The organism is Streptomyces sp. NPDC059787 (genome assembly GCF_042732315.1).
GTDB lineage: Bacteria > Actinomycetota > Actinomycetes > Streptomycetales > Streptomycetaceae > Streptomyces > Streptomyces atrovirens.
In genome coordinates, this window is the sequence record NZ_JBHWHX010000033.1 from 22275 (window position 1) to 42366 (window position 20092).

General features: G+C 67.6%; 12 protein-coding genes. 4 read left to right on the top strand and 8 right to left on the bottom strand.

Translation table 11 applies throughout. From position 1 onward, the window contains the following. The first annotated feature begins 202 nt into the window (after positions 1–202). On the top strand, positions 203–2896 hold the full coding sequence (locus tag ACFV5H_RS26800) for a carboxypeptidase regulatory-like domain-containing protein (protein WP_385197608.1): 2694 nt from the start codon (positions 203–205) through the stop codon (positions 2894–2896). 276 nt (positions 2897–3172) lie between these two features. Here ACFV5H_RS26800 and ACFV5H_RS26805 read toward each other — a convergent pair whose 3' ends face one another. After that, positions 3173–4141, bottom strand: coding sequence for an acetylxylan esterase (locus ACFV5H_RS26805; RefSeq protein ID WP_385197610.1), 969 nt, complete (start codon positions 4139–4141; stop codon positions 3173–3175). A 165-nt stretch (positions 4142–4306) separates the two neighbouring features. Between ACFV5H_RS26805 and ACFV5H_RS26810 the strand changes: the two genes are divergently transcribed. Beyond that, entirely contained in the window at positions 4307–5368 is a 1062-nt protein-coding gene (locus ACFV5H_RS26810) for a rhamnogalacturonan acetylesterase (RefSeq protein WP_385197612.1), read from the top strand. 34 nt (positions 5369–5402) lie between these two features. On the opposite strand, the gene ACFV5H_RS26815 is transcribed toward ACFV5H_RS26810, so the two are convergent. Continuing rightward, a complete protein-coding gene (locus tag ACFV5H_RS26815) occupies positions 5403–7118 on the bottom strand; it encodes an acyltransferase (RefSeq protein ID WP_385197614.1) in 1716 nt (571 codons plus the stop codon). A gap of 55 nt (positions 7119–7173) precedes the next feature. Further along, positions 7174–8694, bottom strand: a complete 1521-nt coding sequence (locus ACFV5H_RS26820) for a glycoside hydrolase family 31 protein (RefSeq protein WP_385197616.1) — start codon at positions 8692–8694, stop codon at positions 7174–7176. Between the two features lie 165 nt (positions 8695–8859). Between ACFV5H_RS26820 and ACFV5H_RS26825 the strand changes: the two genes are divergently transcribed. After that, positions 8860–9690 (top strand): DeoR/GlpR family DNA-binding transcription regulator, encoded by an 831-nt coding sequence (locus ACFV5H_RS26825; protein WP_385197618.1) that lies wholly within the window; start codon positions 8860–8862, stop codon positions 9688–9690. A 6-nt stretch (positions 9691–9696) separates the two neighbouring features. On the opposite strand, the gene ACFV5H_RS26830 is transcribed toward ACFV5H_RS26825, so the two are convergent. Then, the gene (locus tag ACFV5H_RS26830) at positions 9697–10818 is read right to left on the bottom strand and encodes a substrate-binding domain-containing protein (RefSeq protein WP_385197620.1); all 1122 of its coding nucleotides are present in this window, start codon (positions 10816–10818) and stop codon (positions 9697–9699) included. Between the two features lie 114 nt (positions 10819–10932). After that, a complete protein-coding gene (locus ACFV5H_RS26835; RefSeq protein ID WP_385197622.1) occupies positions 10933–13668 on the bottom strand; it encodes a Tat pathway signal sequence domain protein in 2736 nt (911 codons plus the stop codon). Positions 13669–13979: 311 nt separating this feature from the next. Here ACFV5H_RS26835 and ACFV5H_RS26840 point away from each other — a divergent pair, with 311 nt between their 5' ends. Then, positions 13980–14966, top strand: coding sequence for a hydroxyacid dehydrogenase (locus ACFV5H_RS26840; RefSeq protein WP_385197623.1), 987 nt, complete (start codon positions 13980–13982; stop codon positions 14964–14966). A 61-nt stretch (positions 14967–15027) separates the two neighbouring features. On the opposite strand, the gene ACFV5H_RS26845 is transcribed toward ACFV5H_RS26840, so the two are convergent. The 3 genes from ACFV5H_RS26845 to ACFV5H_RS26855 form a co-directional block, all read right to left on the bottom strand. Then, positions 15028–17367, bottom strand: coding sequence for a glycoside hydrolase family 28 protein (locus ACFV5H_RS26845; RefSeq protein WP_385197625.1), 2340 nt, complete (start codon positions 17365–17367; stop codon positions 15028–15030). Positions 17368–17472: 105 nt separating this feature from the next. Next, entirely contained in the window at positions 17473–17832 is a 360-nt protein-coding gene (locus tag ACFV5H_RS26850) for an alpha-L-rhamnosidase C-terminal domain-containing protein (RefSeq protein ID WP_385197659.1), read from the bottom strand. A gap of 193 nt (positions 17833–18025) precedes the next feature. Next, positions 18026–19747, bottom strand: coding sequence for a hypothetical protein (locus tag ACFV5H_RS26855; protein ID WP_385197627.1), 1722 nt, complete (start codon positions 19745–19747; stop codon positions 18026–18028). Positions 19748–20092 lie beyond the last annotated feature (345 nt).

The window sequence follows — 20092 nt, forward strand, 5'->3', positions numbered from 1 at the left end:
GGGGGCAGCTAATGGCCGAGCCGCCAACAAGCGTGAACCTACCCCTTCGCACCAGCACCACCTCGCGCCCGTAGCAGTTCCTGCGTGCCCCACGGCACCCACTCCCCCTCCCAACTGCCGGCCGCAGCCTGCCCGCATTCCTACCCCGCACTGCCCGGGCCGGGACAGCTCAGCCAGCATCCGATCCGTAAGGCGGTTGATCATGACCTCTCCCCTCAGCAGACGCAGCCTCGGACGGCTCGCGGCCGCATCTCTCGTCTCCGCGGGACTGGGGGTACAGACTCGGGCCCACGCCGCCACGACCGCTCAGAGCAACCTCGCCGAGATCGTCCCCGTGGAGTACTCCGGTGCTCTGAGGAACCCTCTGATGGGCTTGGTGGCCAAGGACTTCTTCGTCAACACCACGGATCCCGACTGCGCGGAGGACCAGCCGTTCGACTACATGCCGTGGGCCACGATGATGATGACCTACATCCCGTGGGACCACCTGGAGGACGACGAGGACGACGGGGTCGACAAGATCGCCGCATACCTGGACCAGCGGTGGCGCGGCAAGGACGCCAACGGCGTGTGGCGCTCCTACGAGGAGTACGGGATCAAGGTGATCCCTCGTCTGTACCTGCGGTTCCCCGCTGAGACCTCCGGCAATACGGGCAGCTTCTATGGGCTGGGCGGCGATCACTGGCCCGCCGACCTCGCCGCGGGCAACTTCACCAGTGCCGCTTTCGACGCGCGTCTGCAGCGGATGATCCAGCGGCTGGGCACGCTGTGGGACGACGATCCGCGCGTTGCCTACGTCCAGATGGGGATCTTCGGCCTCTGGGGCGAGCAGCACGGGACGGCTCAACCGCCGAACCTGGAGACCTACTTCAATCAGTACTTCACCAACAAGCACGTTCAGGTCCGCTACTACGACAAGGGCATGTGGGCCGACTACAGCCAGTTCGGCCACTACAACGACAGCATCGGCGACCTGATCACCGCACCCAACTGGGACTCCAAGCCCATCGGCGGTGAACCCGCTTATGACTACAACGGCTTCGCGGTTCATGGCGTCAACACGCGTGAGACCTGCGGCGACGAGGACTACTGCAACAACACCGCGAACCTGGCCCGTTCGGCCCACGCTGTCTACTACACCTGGGTGGGCGACTACAGCTACGGCTCGCGGTGGACCTCCTTCGATGCGGAAGGCGGCCGTGAGGCCTACCTCGCGAACAAGGCCGCCATCGACATTGGTGCCGAGAAGATCCAGAAGGCGCTGGGCTACCGCTACGTCATCTCGTCGTTCAGCTACCCCAAGCGCATCGACCCGGGTGTGCCGTTCGACGTGTCGTTCACCGTGAAGAACACCGGCGCCGCGCCGATGTACTACAACTGGCCCGTCCAGGTCAGCCTCAAGAACCCGGCCACGGGCGAGATCGTGTGGAGCGACACGTTCGCCAACACCGACATCACCGCCTGGCAGCCCGGCAGCGGCTACCCCGCCTTCGACAAGAAGAAAAACGGTACCTGGAGCGAGGCCGTCGCCGAATACACCACCGCGCCGGCCGAACACACCGAGACCGGCACGTTCACCCTGCCGACCACGGTGGCGAACCGTAAGACCTACGTCATCCAGCTGGCCGTGCTCGACCCTGCCGGCAACGTGCCCAGCCTGCGCTTCGCCATGCAGAACTACACCCAGGGCGGCTACCACCCCATGGGTCAGGTCGGCGTCGGCAAAACCCCCTCGAGCACCACGATCGACCCGTCGCACTTCGACGACCCGGCCGTGGACGTGGGGCTGCGCTACTACCGTCCGGGCCAGACCGTGGCCGCGTCCTCCGCGACGCTGGAGACCCTCGAGATCTCCGGAGCGCCCCTGCTCGTGGCCGAGAACGGTGACTCCTACGACCTGGAGAACCTGCTGCTCGCTGGCACCGACACCCGAACGTATCCGCACTGCCTCGACGCCGCCACCGTCAGCTGGCGCATCGCCTCCGGATCCTCGCACGCCACCCTGTCGGGCAGCATCCTCACTCCAGGCAGTGTCGGTACGGGCACCATTGTCGCCACCCTCAACGGTGTGACCAGCGAGCCCTTCGCCTTCGAGGTCTCCGACCAGCTCGGCAGCATCTCCGGCACCGTGACGGCCAGCTACGGCAGCCTCCTTGCCGCTGTGGACGTGAGCATCGCCTCCGCGTCGCGCACCTACACCACGACCACCGACGTCAACGGCTCGTTCGTCTTCAACAACGTCTTCGCCGACTCCTACACGGTGACCGCGAGCAAGACCAATTTCACCGATGCCGTCATCGAAGACGTCACGGTGCAAAAGGGGAGCACCGTCAGCACCGACCTGACCCTGGAACTGGTCACCGGCGGCAACTTCTTCGACGACTTCAGCAGCGGCGCCGGCAACTGGACCGCCGGCACCGGTGCCTGGTCGGTCAGCAACGGCATCTACCACCAAACCACCGTCGGCGGCAGCAACTCCTGGCGATACGCGTCCACCATCACCGGCAAGGTCTGGCAGGACGCCACCTACGAGGCGGACATCAGCTACGACGGCAGCGGACAGAACTGGGCGGCCATTCTGTTCAGGAAGCCCGCCCAGGGCGACACCATCAATACGGGCGGCTACTTCGTCGACTGGCAGTACAGCGGCAAGATCGAACTCGGCCGCGGCGCAGCCAGCGTGGTGATTCTGGCCTCCGCCACGCGCGCCACGGACTGGAGCACGTCACACCATCTGCGAGTCGTGACCCAGGGCAGCAACATCAAGGTCTACGTCGATGACGAGACCAGCCCCGTCATCGACGTCAACGACTCGACCTCCCCCTACGGCTACGCGGGCGTAGGTGCCTCCGGCGCCACATGGGGATTCGACAATGTACGGGTGACCGAGGCGTAGAGCCCGGCGTCTCCGCGCCTAGCTGCGGCCGGAGCAGGAACGAGGGTGGCGGGCGTCTTTCGGGCCGCGCCCGCCACCTCCTGTCCTCAGTCGCATCACTCCGCCGTCTGCTGGTGCGGGCCCAGCGCACCGAGTCGCGCGCCTCGATGCCGAGAGGGCGCCGTGACGGCGCGACGTACGGCTGCGATCCGTCGACGGTGTGGCTGCTGGTGCCGCAGGGTTGCTTCTTCTGGCTCCGGTCTGTGCTTCGGCGGGGAATCGGCTCGCGCGATGGCGTCAGCAGCGATCCGCGAGCCACCTCATGGCTGCCGCGTCGTGGTACGGGCCGCCGCCCTCGTGGTCGTTGAAGTCGTACACCTCGATCTCTTTGTCCGGGTGGGCCCACGCGTTGTAGGCCGCGAACACCGTGGACGGGGGGCAGGTGCGGTCCTCCAGGGCAGTGCTGAACAGGGTGGGGGCTGTGGCGCGGGAGGCGAAGTGAACACCGTCGAAGTACGACAGCGTGGTGTGAACCTGCCCGGTCTTCCCGCGATGTGCGCTCAGATAGTCGCCGATCTCGCGGTAGGGGTGGCGGTTGGTGAGTGTCGTCGCCCGTGGAAAGTCGCACAGGAAGGGCACGTTGGGCAGGACCGCTGCAAGGTCGGGGACCAGGCCGCCCACGGCAAGTGCTATGCCACCTCCCTGGCTGGTCCCCAGGACGGTGGTGCGGGTCTCCTGGGTCAGCGGATGAGCTCGGGCGGCCTCCACCGCCCTGACTGCGTCGGTGAAGACCCGCCGGTAGAAGTAGGTCTCCGGCGCCTCGATGCCCCGTGTCATGAACCCTGCCCCCGAAGGGCCCGTCCCGGCCGGGTCCGGCGTGTCGCCGACACTCGTCGGCCTGGTGCCCTGACCTCGCGTGTCCATCACGAAGTGCGCACGTCCGGTCGAGGCCCACAGCAGGTGTGTGTGGGGCAGGCCCCGGCCTCCGCCGTAGCCGATGAACTGCACGACGGCGGGCAGCGGCTCGGTCACTGCGGCAGGCAGGGCGAGCCAGCCCTTGACGGGGTGTCCACCGAAGCCGTTGAACGTCACGTCGAGGACGCGCACTGTCTCCAGCCCGGTCTCGACCGGCGCGAAGCGAGGGTTCAGGTCGTGTCGACGGGCCTCCTTCAAGGTCTGAGCCCAGAAGTCGTCGAAGTCGTCGGGCATCGCTGACGCGCTCTGGTACGTGCGCAGTTCGGTAAGGGGGAGATCGAAGAGGGCCATGGTGTCCGAGTCTACAAGGAAGACCGCCAATATTGATGCAACTTGCTTTGAAGAGATTCAACTATGCACAGATATTGACGGTTGATTCAGCTCGCGTCAGTCTCGTAGACGGGCTCAGCCATCGCTGAGGAGAGCCTTCCGTCATATCGCGAAGGGACAGGGAACATGGCAGTCAGCAGAAGGGTTCGCCGCGCACTCGGGTGTGCGGCCGTGGTGTCCGCGCTCACCACATTCGGAGGTGTACTCGCCGTGCCGGCCCAGGCCCACGGCGGAGCGCCGCTGCGTCTGCCGGACAATTGCGCGGGAACGACTCCGATCACCTGCCACTTCGACGTGCCCCCCGGCAACTACCAGGTGTCCGTGCTGCTGGGCGGTACCGCCGAGGGAAGCACCAGTGTGTCGGCGGAAGCCCGCCGCACCATGCTCGCCGAGACCGGTACCGCGGCCGGTGAGCACGTGCTGCGGACCTTCACGGTGAACGTCCGCGAGGCCGAGGCCGAACCGACGGGCGCCGTGGGAAGCCCAGGGCTGGACCTGCACTTCGGCGGTTCCGCTCCCCGGCTCGCCGGCTTGCACGTGACCCCGGCCCGGCAGGCGCCGCAGATCCTGCTGGTCGGGGACTCGACTGTGTGCGATCAGCCGGGAGCTCCGTACACGGGATGGGGTCAGGAGCTCCCGCAGTTGCTCAGGGGCAGGGTCGCCGTCGCCAACTACGCGGACTCCGGTGAGTCGAGCCAGAGCGTTCTCGACAATCCGCTGCTGTTCGACGCGGTCGAGTCCCGTATCCGCCGTGGCGACCTCGTTCTCATCCAGCTCGCGCACAACGACAAGAGCACCTCGGCGGAGACCTACCGCGCCAACCTCACCACGATGGCCGAGCGGGTCGTCGCCAAGGGCGGCCAACCGGTCTTCGTGACACCGATCGTCCGCCGCCGCTTCAACTCCGACGGCACGCTCAACTCGGTCGCCCTGCACGTCATGGCGGCCAACCTGCCGGTCGAGATGCGCGCCGTGGCCGCGGAGCTGGACGTCCCGCTCATCGACCTGACCCAGCTGAGCAAGGAGCTCGTCGAGCGCCTGGGCGTCGAGGCGTCCAAGGACCTCTTCCTGACGAACGTCAACGGGGACAACACCCACACGTCGTCCTACGGCGCTCTGCAGTTCGCGTCCCTTGTCACCGCTGAGCTGCGCCGCCAGCGGCTCGTGCCCGCGCACTTCGTACGCTGACCGGTCCCGTGGCGGCAAGCGCTCCTGCGCGCCGTCACGGGAGCACAGTCGCCGGTTCCGGGCGGTGTACGCCACGCGGTCTGTACCCCAATGCCTCTGTGACTCCCGCGAGATCGGCGAGGTACCAAATGACCGCAAGCCACATCTCCGTACCCTGCAAGCCGGGTGTGGTGGAGGGACGACTCAGCGTGTCGCCGCCCGGTGCGCGGAAGCCGAAGCCCTGGTGGTCCGTCCAGTGACCGAGCGCTGCGCGCAGCAGCCCTCGAGCGAGGCCGGTCACTTCGGCCTCACGGTAGCCCGTGCTCCGGGTGAGCCACAGTGGGTGGGCGATGTCCAGGATGTTGCATGCGTTGTGCCGGTCGGGGCGGACGACGCGGGGGTCACGGGCGTGGGTAAGGACGGTGTCGATGACGCGTTCCGGGTACGGCAGCGGCAGGCCGAACTGGGCGAAGGTACCTCTGGAGGCCCGGTAGAAGCCGTTGACGATCTGTAGCAGCCCGTCCTCGTGCCGGGGTGAACCCCACATGCCCGTTCTCGGGTCGGCACGGGTGGACAGCCATCCGAAGAGTGCCTCGGTGGCCCCGGCCCGGCCTGGTTCGCCCAGCCTCCGGTTCCAGTGGATTGCTGTGCCGAGTACGTCGACCCAGTGTCCTGCCGCCCACGCGCCGCCGTCCCACGGCTGCTGGGCCAGCCCTTCGATGATTTCCTCGGGGTGGGCTTCGGCCACCACGCGGACGGGCAGCCGGAAGCTACTTCCCAGGAGGTCGAGCGCGTAGCCCACGCTCAGCACGTGGTAGGCGGCTTCCTGGTCGAACAGGCCTGGCCGGGGCTGCCGTTGAGTGCCGTCCTCGAGGAGAGGCGCGACCATTCCCGTGACCGGGTCCTGCCACTGCCTCAGCCGCTCGGTCTGGGCCGCCACGGGCAGTTGGCCGGGGGCACTGTCCCACAAGAGATTCGCGATCTCGATGGCGTCGCACTGAGCGCGCACACTCGGCGGTGACTGTGGGGTGTCGACGAAGAAGCCGCCGTCGGGTGAGGGAACAAAGCACCGGTCGAGGATCTCCTCGGCCTGTCGGCGGGCCGTGTCGGCCCACCGGGCCGTCAGAGCGGCCAGATCGTCCGCCTGTGCGGATCCGGCGCTCGGCGTCGGGGGAACGCGCCATTTGAGGACCCGCGCCGGATTGCCGCCGACGACGGCGCCGGCCGGCACGTTCTTCGTCACGACCGCGCCGGCGGCGACCACCGCGCGGTCTCCGATACGCACCCCGTCCAGGATCACGGCGTGCGATCCCACCCACACGTCGTCGCCTATCTCGATTCCCTGGCTGGTGAGCGGCTGCCGGTGGACTTCGACGTCGGGGTCGGCGTACGTGTGGTTGAAGCCGAGAAGGGAGGTGTGGGCGCCGATACGGACCGAGTCGCCGAGTGTCACCCGGCCCCGGACCACGGTGTACGCGTTGATGGTGCACTCGCTGCCGGTGGTCAGGGCATCGGTGAGGTAGGCCCCTGCTGCGATGTAGCTGCCGCGGCCAAGGCGCAGGTCCGTGTTCTGCACGGAGGCGAGGGAGGACACGAAGCATTGCTCTTCGATGGTGCAGTCGGCTCGCGTCGTGAGTCTGGCCTGGAGTGCGGTCTGCCGGTCGCGTTCCTCGTCGGTGGCCTCCGACCAGAAGCGCCAGGGCGAGTACTCGTACGCGGGGCGGTCGATCGGCTGCTGGTTTTGGCCGTGCGGCGCCGGTTGTTCGGTCATGTCGCCCTCGTCTCGTGTGTTGTCGCCGGTGTACGGGGTCTTCGGTTGCGTTGCGTCACGCTGTACGTCTGAACCACGGCAGCCGGGTGAGCGGCGCGTGGATCTCCAGGGTGTCGGGGCCCTCGTACTCCTCGCCGTCGTCGGCCCGCCAGTGGCCGGGAGGGAGGACGACGGTCCGCTGCACGGCGCCTGCGGTGAGGACTGGTGCGACGAGGATGTCGGGGCCGAGCTTGAACTGGTCGGTGACCTGTGCGTATCCGTGCCCGGGATGGTCGTACTCGAGGGGCCTGATGATGGGCTCCCCGGTGCGGGACGAGAGGCGGGCGAGGTCGAGGATCTCCGTCCCCATGCGGTGGTGCAGGGTGGCCGCGTCCCTGCACAGGCCGAGATGCTCTTCGGACAGCAGGCGCCAGGGGGCTGCGGAGAACTGCATCATCGGGAACAGCGCCGCCGCCTGGGCATAGCGGACGAACAGTTCGGCGTCGAACCCTCTGCTGGTGAAGGACTGGTACTCCCCTCCCCCGATCATGTCGGGGCACACGTAGGCATGACCGGTCAGGGACTGGGCCAGGGCGTTGGGTACGAGGGCGGCGAGGCCGTCGGGACCGCTCCACTGGTGGCCTTTGTCCCGCTGCCGCTGGGCGAGCGGAAGATTCGCGGCGAGCCAGGCGTCACGGAACTCGTTGAGCGGGTAGCCCGTCCCGAATCTGTTCCAGGCGACGGTGTAGGCGTGCGGGTCGGCGCACCCCAGTGCGGCGTAGAAGCGCGGCTCTCCCCCGTCGAACTTGAAGCCGTCGACGCCGAGCCCTCGCAGTTTTTCGAGCCTGCGCTTCAGCCAGCGCAGGGCGTGCGGGTTGAGCAGATCGAGGGCCGCGCCGAAGCCGTTCCACCACTCTCCTATGGCCGGGCGGCCGTGCCGGTCATGCAGCAGCAGGCCGTCCCGGCGCAGTTCCCGGAAGACTTCGGAGTCGGGAGTGAGGTAGGGGATGATCCACAGCATTGTCTTGAAGCCCATGTCGTGGAGCTGCTTCAGCATCGCGGCGGGGTCGGGGAAGCGCCCGCTGTGGAACGTCCAGTTCCCGTACTCCTCGTGCCACCGGTCATCGATCATGAGGATGCCCGGAGGGAACCCGTGATCCAGGATGGCCTGGGCGTAGTCGAGGACGCCCTGCTGGGTGGGGTTGAAGAGGAGTTCGATCCACAGGTTGTACTGCGGGGCGGTGAAGAGCAGTGGATCGGGCAGGCCGCCCTGGGGCGGGAAGTGTCTCGTCATCAGTGAACGGAAGGCGCCGGCGAGATCGCGGTGGCCTTGGTCCAGCAGCACACCGGCGGACGGGTCGGCGTGCAGGTTCAGGGATGCTTCGGTGACCTCTACGGTGAACGGCCGGTCGGACCAGATGTGTCTGCCGTGGGTGGACAGCAGCAGGGGCATTCCCTGGTTGCCTTCCAGGTCGTGCAGGTCCGCTCTGTAGCCGGCCCGGAGGGGCATGGCCAGGCCGTCGGCGGCGGCGCCTCCCCACCATTCCTCGCCTTGTGCGACGGGCACGGTCACTGCGGCGCGCAGCGTCTTCGTCATACGGAAGTCCCCTTCATCGGCTTGTCGCATCGTCGCCAGCACCACAAGGACTTGTCAATCAGAAAGAAAGAGAAACTATTGAAAAGTTAGATCGCCTGTAATCCCTCATCTCCACCCATTCCTTGCGAATTGACAAGCGCGAACAGTCTGCGCCAGTGTGCGGTCATGATGTTGGAGTCTGAGGGCGTACCCGCTGAGGAGCGGCGCCTGCGTATCGCGGCCACCGTGGAGAAGCACGGCTTCGTCCACATCGGTGATCTGGCCGAAGCGTTCGGCATCTCGCGGGTCACCGTGCGCGCGGACCTGGACTCTCTGGAGAAGCAGGGGCGACTGCACCGCGTGCGCGGGGGCGCCCTGGCGACTCACCGGACCGGTCTGCCCGCAAGCCGTGCAGGCGGGACCATCGAGTCGACCTTTGAGGAAGCCCTGGACGCGGCGGGCGAGGAGAAGGCCGCCATCGGCCTTCTCGCCGCGCAGATGGTCAGCCCCGGGGAGAGCGTCATCCTCGACGCGGGCACGACCACTCTGGCGGTGGCCGAAGCCCTCGTCGCACGCGCGGATCTGCGGGACGTCGTCGTGATCACCAACGGCCTGTCGCATGCGCTGGTGCTGGAGCAAGCCGTTCCCCGCTACACGGTCGTCGTCTCGGGCGGCACCCTGCGTCCACTGCAGCACTCCCTGATCAACCCGCTGGCCGGCGGCATCCTGGGGCAGATCAACGCCGACACCGTGTTCCTGGGGTGCAACGGCGTGCACCCGAGCAGGGGTGTCACCAATCTCAATCTGCCCGAGGCCGAGATGAAGCAGTTGATGATGCGCTCTTCGGCCCGGACCGTCGTGGTCGCCGACGGTTCCAAGATCGGGCGTGTGGAGCTGGCGCCCGTCTGCCAGCTCGACCAGGCGGACGTCCTCGTCACCGGCCGTTCGGCGGACGAGCGGGTCCTTCAGGAGTGCCGAGACACCGGCCTGGAGGTCGAGGTGGCCGACGAGCGCTAATGCGGCTCATGAACGGGCTGTACCACTCGAAGCCCTGACGACAAGCCGGGGCTGGAGGAACATCTGGCGAATCGGGACCGCGTCGGGAGCGTCGAGGCGATCGAGGAGTAGCCGTGCCGCGTGGGCGCCGACTTCGTGCTTGGGCGGTGCGACGGACGTCAGCGGCACGTCGGCCAGGGCGGCGATCTCGTCGTCGTAGGCGATCAACGCAAGATCATGCGGAGCGCGCAGTCCGCGCGCCCTCATACGGCGCATCAGTTCGATGGCGTCGTGGTCGGAGTGCACCAGCGCGGCCCGGACACCGCTCTCCTGGCAGGCGTCGAGGAACTGGCCGTAGTACTGGTCCGCCTGCTCGGAGCCGAGCGTGGGATAGCCGCTGTCGAGGACTGGGGCGGTGGGCTTCAACGCCAGACGCTCGACGGCCGCGGTGTGGCCCTCCCGGATCAGATCGGCGGTGGGGCTGCCGTTGGTGAACAGCGCCACCGCGTCATGGCCTTGGTCCGCCAGATGACGGACCGCCGTGTAGGCGCCCTGCCGGTGATCGGTCACCACGAACTCGCAGGGCGCGTACACATCGGCCGGCTGGCGTTCGATGAGCACGAACGGCAGGCCACTGGCCGTGAGGAGGTCGAATGTCTGTGGCGAGAGGTAGTGTCCGCCGGGAGAGGCGATCAGCAGGCCCACGGCGCCTGCCGCCACCAGTTCCTCGATCGCCTGGGCGTCATTGGCTTCGCCGTAGCCGCTCAGGCTGATGATCACGCGCGCCTGGCGTTCGCCGACCACTGCCTGGACGCCTTCTACCACCCTCGGGTAGTAGTACGTGGCGGACGGCACCAGAAGGCCCAACGGCCGTTCAGGAGCGGGGCGGCGGGCGTCGGCCGCCGCTGTCGAGGCGGCGGGCGCGACTCCTGCGGGGCGGGAGACGGATCCGGATTCCTGGGGCGCGAGCATGGCCCCGCCTCGAACGCGGATCACGCGGCCGGCGCTCTCCAGGTCGAGAAGGTCCCGCCTGACCGTCGCCCGTGACACGCCCAGGCGCGCGGCGAGCTCGGTGACCTTCAGGCCGCCGAAGGCACCCAGCTCCCTGACGATCTGCTCGTATCGCTCCGCAACGAGCATGTCGGCCATTGATCCTCCAGCGAACAGTTATTAAGCATTATAAAGCAAAGATAACTGCTTCGTTCAAGGGGTGGGCCGCGGCGGGGAGAGCCCTGTGAGGTCCTCCCCCTGTGGTCCGGCCGGTCAGATCTCGTCTCCCACCAGGGCGAGGCACTGTATGGCCGCCAGTCCGAACTGGGCGCTGGCGTTGGTGGACAGCCGTGCCTCGTCGACCGGGTTGAGGACTTCTGGGCCTTCGATGCGGGTCGATGCGAAGGAGTGGCTGTCGGGGTAGCCCGCGTGGCCGGTGCGCAGTTCCGTCCAGGCTCGCTTGGCCAGGGTCTCGTCCCTCAACTGGGTCGCCGCGTAGGCGGTGGCGCGGGAGTAGGCCTGCTTCAGATTGAGGTTGCCCCAGTCCGAGCCGGTGGCTTCGCGTTGTTGGGCCTTGGTGGAGTTGTACAGGCGGCAGAAGTTCACCCACTGCGCCTTCACGTCTGCGTCGTCGATCAACTCGTTGAGCTCGGTCATCACCTCGATCAGGCCGAAGACAGAGCCGAGGGATCCGACGTACACCTTCTTCTCGCTCGGACCGGTGAAGGTTCCGTCGGCGAGGTTGTAGGTGATGGCGCCGCCCTGCGCCCATCCGTTGGGCAGTGCGGCAATGCTCCGCGCGCCATTGATGAGCTTGGTGCGGGCGATCGGGTTTCCGTTCCGCTCCCACTCGGTGAGCCAGGCCATGGCGAGTGCTCCCCAGTCGGTGGTGGTGCCCACGCCCAGGGCCTTCGGATCGGGGTCGAAGACGCCGTTGCTGCCGTTGACCTTGCGGCCCGGATCGAGGACCAGGAAGGACCGGTCGGAGTCGACCAGGTCGTGCAACAGGTCCCCGACGCGTTCATCGGCGGTGAGGAAGTAGTAGAAGCGGCGGTAGCCGGCGTTGCTGATGCGCACCTGTTTGGCGCTGTCGCCCCAGTGCATCACGCCGTGCCGGGTGCCCAGGCCCTGGTACTTGCCGAGGTGGTACACGTCGACCTCGCCGGTGTGCCGGGTCATCGCCTCGGCGAAGCGGAACGCCTTGGCGTCACCGGTGCGCAGGTAGTGGTACCAGAGCCACAGGTCCGTGGAGAGCTCGGAGTTGTCCCAGGCGTAGCCGCCGACGTCGTACGACCAGGCGTGCCGGGTCGAGTCGTAGCTGTGCATGATGTCGCCGTAGTCCCAAAAGCCGTACCAGGACCGCTGGTCGACCTGCTCCCGGTGGTAGCGGTGCATGGCGTCTAGTTTGTCCTCCAGGGCGGCCTTTGCCGGGGCTGAGCGGTCCACGGGGGCCCAGGAGCCGAAGACGCCTGCCGCGTGGTTGTGCTGCGGGCTGCTGATCAGGAGCGGTGGTGTGGAATTGGCGGCGGCCAGGTCGCTGAAGCCGGCGGAGGTGGGTGTGGCGCCGAGCGCCCAGAAGGTCAGCTCCGTGGTACGGGCCACCCCATGGGGAGAGCCGAAACCTGGCTCGTAGTCCTCGTAGGTGATCTCCAGGCCCTCCAGCTGTTCCGCGAAGGTGTCCTGGCCCATGCCGTCGTGGTAGAAGCGCAGGTCCATCGCGTTCGCTCGGGGCGACCACATCCAGACGGTGGCCGTGGCCTCGTCGCCCGCCGCTCCCGAGACCTCCAGTTCGGTGGGGTGCAGCTGCCAGAAGTTACGCATGCCGAAGGCGAGTCCTCCGGACGGGGAGCCGACATAACCGAGCCCTTCGGCGCGCTTGCCGCCGTCGACCCGGATCCACGAGTGCCCGGCCCCGGTGCGCTTGTGGATCTCGAAGCCGTGTGCGTTGAGCTGGCGCAGGCTGTAGTCGCCGAAGGCGGGGATGTACTGCAGGCGGGAGGTGACGCGGGAGTCCCAGGTGCTGGTGTCGGGCGTCGCCTTGCCTTCGCGCTGGGCCGCGCGGACCGCCGCTCCCGGGTCGCGGCGCAGGCCCGAGATGCCGCGGACCGCTTCGGCGAGAACACCCTCGCCCTCGCCCGCGAGGCGGATGTGCCGGTCGTGCAGCTGTCCCCGCATCGGGACTTTGAACTGAACACCGAGTCCGTTGATGAAGTCCTTGTCAGCGTTGCCGTCGAAGACGAAACTGTGCACCGCGCGCAGGGCGTCCGAACCGGCGTACAGGGAGAACCGCAGGACGAAGGGCAGCCAGGCGCGCCGTCCCTTGCGGTGCTTGCCCTCCACCTTCACCACCGCGCGCACCGGCCCGGCCTGTTCGACGCGCACCGAGGTGACGAAGCCCGTGAATGCCTCCGCCCTGATCACCGGGGAGCCCTCCGTGCTGGGCCGGTCCTGGCGGGAGGCGACCAGGCGGCCGTCCTTGGCGATGACGGTACTGCCCCGGTAGATGGCCTTGACGACTCGGTCCCCGCTGCGGGGGAACACCACGTCGATCACACCGGTGCTCACGGTGATGTCGTCGCGTCCGGCGTGCACGCTGACGGTGTTCTTCGGCCGGGCGGGGGTGCCGGCGGCGAGCCGGTAGGTCTCGTCGCGAGGCGCGGCGTCGCCGATCGCGTGCGCCGTCCACTTGACCGAGCCGTCCGGCCACCAGCCCGTGGGCCAGGTCTGGACGGGCACGGCCTCGCCCGACGCCGTGGTGAGGGCGAACTCCTGGTCGGGGGCGAAGGCTCCTCTGGGCCAGGGCACGCCCCATGTGGTGCCGCCGGCGAGTTGGGCCGGGGTGCCGCCTTCGAGCCAGCGCAGGGCCACGGGGTCGTGGCCCGTCAGGTCGAGCGGGGCTGCCGACGGAGTGGATCGCTGCTCGGCGGAGGCGGCTCCGGCCGAGACCCAGAGGGCCGCGGTGCCGCCTGCGGCTGACGCGATCATGGAGCGACGACTCAACTGAACCACGGGACAGCTCCTTAAAGATCGGGAAGGTGGGCGGTCGTGCCGGTGCGGACAGGGCTACGGCCGGGTCACACCGACCGGGGGGAAACGTCCGGGGAGCGGGGCATGGGGAAAGCGCTGCGGCTGCATGACGTCGCCTGCCGGACACTTCCGCTGCGCGGACATGCTTACACCAAGCTGAATAGCCGAGCCATAGTCTGAACAAAACTAGCGAGCACTTGATGCGTTGCGATTCAATGTGAACACAAACTGCTTCGGCTCATCAACCACCTGGAGTACGTATGTCCCATGACCGGCCGTCACCTCGCCCACGCGTGGCAGTCCTGCTCGACCCGACGGTGCGCGGGGAGTTGTTCGGTCCGGCGGAATGGCGGGAGCTGACCGGCATCGGCGACGTCGTCGCCCACTGCACGGACACCGCGGAACTGCTGTCGCATCCCCGGCGCTCGGAGGCGGAAGTGCTCGTCATCTCCTGGGGCGCCCCCCGGCTCACGGAAGAAGTACTCGTCGAGCTGCCCGCGTTGCACACCGTGCTGTACGGGGCCGGCTCGATCCGTCGGCTGACCACCGAGGCTTGCTGGAAGCGTCGTCTGACCATGGTGTCCGCGGCCGAGGCCAATAACGCGCCGGTCGCCGAGTACGTCTACGCCCAGACCGTCCTGGCCCTCAAGGACGTGCACCGGCGTGCGCAGCGGATCCCGAGGGAGCAGACGCTGCCGCCGCTGAAGGAGGTACCCGGCGTCAACGGGCAGACGGTCGGTCTGGTCTCGTTCGGATCGATCGCGCAGAAGGTGGCGGGCCACCTCACCCGGCTGAGGACGCGCACGCTGGCCTGGGACCCGTACCAGGACGACGACGTCTTCCGCGCCGCGGGTACCGAGCGGATCGGCGAGCTGCCCGATCTGGTGGCCCGCTCCCTCGTCCTCAGCATCCACACCCCTCTGATCCCCGGCGGGACCGAGGGCCTGATCACCGGTGAGCTGTTGCGGCTGCTCCCCAGCGGAGCCACGCTCATCAACACCGCGCGCGGTGCGGTGATCGACGAGCCCGCCATGCTTCAGGTCCTCACCGAGCGCCCGGACCTGTACGCGGTGCTCGACGTGACGGCCGCGGAGCCGCCGGCGCCCGACTCCGCGCTGTACACGCTGCCGAACGTGATGCTGACGGGGCATGTCGCCGGCACGGTCGGGACGGAACGCAGGGCCATCGGCCGGCTGCTCCTGGACGAACTGGCGCGCGTCGCGGCCGGTACGGCCCCGCGCCACGCGGTGACCCAGGAGGCTGCGCTGCTGCGTGCGTGACTGGCTTGCGGTGCAGGGTGTGAGTGCGCTCCTGCACCGCAAGGCCGTCAGGAAGGGCCGTTTAGGAGATGGCCGTCTTCGGCACGGTCACGTGGTACACCACCGTGTTGATGCTGATGCCGTCGTACAGGTTGACGGCGAGGTAATGGCGGTCCCGGTACCAGTAGGGCTCATGGCCCAGTTCGACCGGGCCGCTCACGAAGATTCCGGACTGGTCCATCTGGACGGGGACAGGAGCGGTGTCACGGTCGACGAAGAGACGGACGTGGCCGGTGCGGGGGAACGCAGGACAGGACGAGAGGTCGAGGCGGCCGGTGAGTGTGAAGGTCGGGACGGGTAGCCCGGTCACCGCTGACGTTCCCAGGCCGGCCGGTGCCAGGCGGATGCGGTCTCCGGAGTCGGTGACGGCCTCGGTGAGGTCCAGCAGGTCGAGCGGGACGGTGTCGTAGCGGGTGACGGCGCTCGTCCGCGGGTCGATGTAGGTGACGTTCTCCACGGCGAAGTCCGCGATGTTCTTGTTGCGGGCGAACCCGTCCGCGAGGGTGCCCGATGAGTGGAATACCGAGTTGCGGTAGTGCACCCCGCGCACGGGCGACCGCGCTGCCGAGGTGGCGAACGAGAAGGTGGTCCTGCCACGGTTCAAAGGATGCGCCGTGTTGACGTTGTCCAGGTAGACATGGCGTACGAGGGGGTCGAAGACGTCCGTGTGCGGGTGAGGGGCCGTCTCCTCGTAGTCCACGTTGAATTCGATCAGGCCGTACGGGGCCGGTGTCCGCTGCAGCACGCAGTCACGCACATAGAGCTTTTCGATGACGCCGCCGCGTGCCGCGTTGGTCTTGATCTTGATGCCCATGGCGAGTCCGGGGCCTTCGAAGGTCAGGTCGTGCAGGAAGACGTCATGGATGCCGCCGGACGCCTCGCTGCCCAGGGAGACGGCGGCCGACCATCCGCCGTCGTTGCGGTACACGGAGTCGCGGATGATGATGCTCCGGCTGGGCTCGCGGTGTCTGCGGCCGTTGGTGTTGCGGCCGGACTTCACCGCCACGCCGTCGTCGCTGACCGTCACCTTGTTGCGCTCCAGCACGACGTCACGGCAGGACTCCGGATCGATGCCGTCGTCGTTGTTCCACCACTCCTCGAAGCCGGTCGTCTTGTCGCTGTGGATGTCGACGTCCCGGATGAGCACGTGCATGGAGTTCAGCGGGTGAATGGTCCAGAAGGGAGGGTTGCGGATCCGGATGCCTTCGATCAGGACGTTCGAGCAGTGGTTGGGCTGGATGAACGACGGCCGGAAAGCGGACCTCATGGCGCGGGCGCCGGCCGGCGGAGGAACCAGGCGCACGGCTCCGTCCTCGATCACGGGGATGTGTTCGGGCAGTTGCCCGTCGTCGCTGAAAACGCGTTCTTCGACGGGCAGGTCGTCGCGGTTCATACGGTTGATGACGCCCTGCTGTCCGAACGACCCAGCAGGGTCTTTGTCGTCTGCCCAGCGTTCGCCCCAGTAGCCCTTCTTCCAGGGACGCCAGTTCCACATGTCCTCCTGGCCGTCCAGGGTGCCGCCGCCGGTGACCGCGATGTCGTGCTGACCCAGGGCGTAGACCAGCGGCGAGAAGCTGTAGAGGTCGGTGCCCTCGAAACTGGTGAGGACAACGGGGTAGTACGCGTTGCTCGGTGTGCGCATGAATTTCACGACGGCACCGGTCTCGACCCTCAGGTTCACGCCGCTGAGCAGTCGGATGGCGCCGGTGTAGTACGCGCCGTCCTCGTTCTGCGACTCCTGCGCGGGAACGACGACGATACCGCCGCCCGCCGCGTGGCAGTCCCGGATCGCCGCGTCCAGGGCGTCGCCGTAGAACCAGACCTCACGGGAACGGAAGAGCAGGGGCGAGTCCTTGGCCGCCGGGTCACCGGCCTCGTTGCCCACGGCGTACGTCTCGGTGGCACGACGGATCCTGGCGCGGTAGGCGGGCGCGGTGATGTCGTAGCGGCGGTCCGGGAACACCGGGGTGTGGCGGTTGACGGTTCGGTCCACCTGCTCGTAGAGCGCGTGGTCCCAGTAGTCACCGTCGCGTGCGCGAGCGGCCGTGTCGTATACCGCCAGCCTGTAGCAGCCTTGGGTGCGGTCGTCCTCGGCGGCGACGACGAGCCGGTCGCCGGCTGCGACAGGTCCGTGGGGCCTGGCCGTGCCGGCCGCGTCGATGATGGTGTGCCGCTGCCGGGATCCGTCCGCTGCGACCAGGCAGGCGAGAAGCTGGGGTGCGGTGACGTCCGGGTGGACGGTGATGGTGCTGGTGCCGACGTTGTGGATGATGTCGGCGGTGTCCGTCGCGGCGATCACGACCGTGCCGGTGGACGCCGGGGGGCTGTCGGCCGGGGAGGCGGACCGGGGCGGGTGATGCATGGCGGTGCGACTCCTGGTCTCTGAAGTGCTTCAGTGGAGAATGCTGGTGATGTGGTGGGGGCCGGACGCCAGCCGGAAGGACGCGGACCCAGTCGCCGAGTCCAGTCAGCTCACACCCTCGGCCCCGGCGAGCGGCACCCGGTCCTCGGTGACGGGCGAGACGTCGAGGGCCGGGCTTCGCAGGGAGGCTGTCGTATTCGCGGGCTCCATGACGCGGTGGGAGAGCGTGGGGCCAACGATGCGTCGCTCGCTCTCGAGGCGGCTACAGGAGGACTCGTGATGCGCCGCCACATGGGTGATGCGTCTGGTGGATTCGAGATGCGGTTGCAGGAAGAAGTACCGGCAGCCGGGGTGGTGGGGGTCGCGCTGGAGGCCTGGATTCGGTAGGCGCTCTGCTGAGCGTCTCGCTGCGGCAAGGACAGTTGCCAGGAGAAGTGGGGTGCGGGGTGTCGATGCCGGGCGGATCGACTCGGTGGTTCACCCGGGGGCCTGTCACCGACCCGGCTGCCCGGTCGGTGCCGACTGGTTTGCCTGTCACGGTTACAACCCATCGGTTTTCTTGAATCTTCCGATTGGAAAGTAACAGTAAGCCAAGTGGGGTGGCAACAGGCCGTTCAGGGGTGAGTCCCCTGCGCTTTGGCTGAGTTGGGAAAGTTCGTCAGCCGCCGACGTAGGTGATGTTCGGTCGAGGGGGCCGCGTCATGCCGTGGCCGAGGTAGTAGTCCACATGGGTGTCCTGCAGGTATCCCTTCACGGTCATCGAGTTCCGGTACTCGGGGTTGTGCGCCAGGGTGTAGAGCCCGGTCCCGGTCGGCCGGTTCGTCGTGAAGATGATCAGCTCGTCGTAGTCGGCGTTGGTGTACACGGCCTCTTCGCGCCAGTCGCCAAGGATGTCGCCGACCATGGTGGGGTTGACTCCCTGTGAGGCGTCGACCGCCCCGTGGTTCCAGGTCGAGAGAATCCTCGGAAGACGGCCGCTCGTCGTCGGGTTCTCCGGGTCCCACTTCTCCAGCTTGCCGTTGTTGAGCAACTCCCTGCCGAGGTCGTCGTCCCACCACAGGCTCAGCTGCGGCCAGGGGCTCAGGGCCGGTTCGGTCTGGGTGAGTGTGTTGGTGGAAGCGTTGTAGACGCCGGAGAAGGACCACACCTCCATCCCGGGATACCGCGGATCGACGTCGGCGGCCTCGCCCCGCCCCACGTCCGCGGTTCCCTCCTCTGTGTGCTGCCAGATCAGCTTGCCGGTGGCGGCGTCGTAGTAGTACTCGCGCAGTCCACTGGGATTGCTCTGCTGGACGCCATAGCCTTCAAGGCCGGGACGCGTTGGATCGATGTCCGCGATCTGGAAGCGGTCACCGTGGACGATGCCCTGGCTCGCCATCGAGTAACGCAAGCTCCCGTCGCCGTCGAGGACGAAACCGATCTCCGCGATCTCGTCGGTGCCGTTGCCGTCGATATCGACGATGCGGGTGTTGTGGCCGTCAGGGGCGTTGGTGTCCCCCCGCTTCCAGGTCCACTGACGGTTCAAGCCCTTCCCGTCGAACCGCCAGGCGGTGATCATGCAGTTGAAGTCGCCGGAGCCGATCCGGTTCTTCATGAAGGCGACCAGGCTGGGACGGACGCCGTCGAGGTAGCCCACACCGAAGCGGGCGTACATCGGCCCGTCGGCGATGTAGTCGTCCGGTACCGGAGCGATTGCGCGGGCGGCGCCTGTTCTGCCGTCGAGCATGGTGATGAACTGGTGTGCGTCGTCCTCGGCTGTGAAGGTCTCACCGTCGCCGAAGGTGACACCGTCGGCGATCCGCACGGCGATCTCAGCAATGCCGTCGCTGTCGAAGTCGTAGACCGTCACGCCGTCCCAGTTGCCGACGTCGACGGTGGCCGACCCGCCTTCGATGTTGTTCTGGTTGACGCTGTTGGGGCCCATGTTCACCGACCACAGGCGGGTGCCGTCCCTGCGGTAGGCCTCCAGCGTCTGTGGGGACGTCTGCCGGTCCAGGACGTAGTCGTACTCACCGTCGCCGTCGAGGTCGCCGACCCAGACGAACTTCACCGGGCCGCCGCTTTCGAGGGGCACGCGGACCACAGGTTCGTCCGCCGCGCCGGCTGACAGCGTGAAGGCCGCACTGGGCACCTGTTCCCTGCCGTCGACGACCGGCCGGATGCGGTAACTGTTGTCCACCGCCAGATCTGCCTCGCCGTCCATGAGGTTGGATTTACCCGTCACGGGTTCGTCGTTGATTTTCCGGTAGGCGCCGCCGTCGGCGGAGCGGTAGACGTTGAAGCCGATGCCGGTCGGGTCGAGCGCCAGCAGACGCCAGGAGACCAGGACATCCGTGCCGCCGGCCCGGACGGCAACGACACCCCGGCCGAGGTCTTCCATCACCCGGGAGGTGGTGGCCGAGGCGAGTGCTCGGGGCTTCGCCCCAGCAGCCGATGGCGAGGCCGAACCCGTCGGACCGAACCCAGCGATGAGCGCCGCGCTCATCGCCAGGACCGACGCTCCGACGAGCGCCGACCGCAGCCTCGCGTCTCTCTTGTGGTGCCTGTGTTTCATTGCGGCTCCCTGAGTCATCCGTGTGGGGTATCGATGGACTCATCGTCTTTCAACTTGCTTCATGATGCTGCGCTCGCCTCCGAAGTGAGTCAATACATAACGCAAACATCAATGTGCGCTCCCAGGGGGACCAGCCCTGGCGATGCCGGCCACCACGCCGGTTGGAGCTCG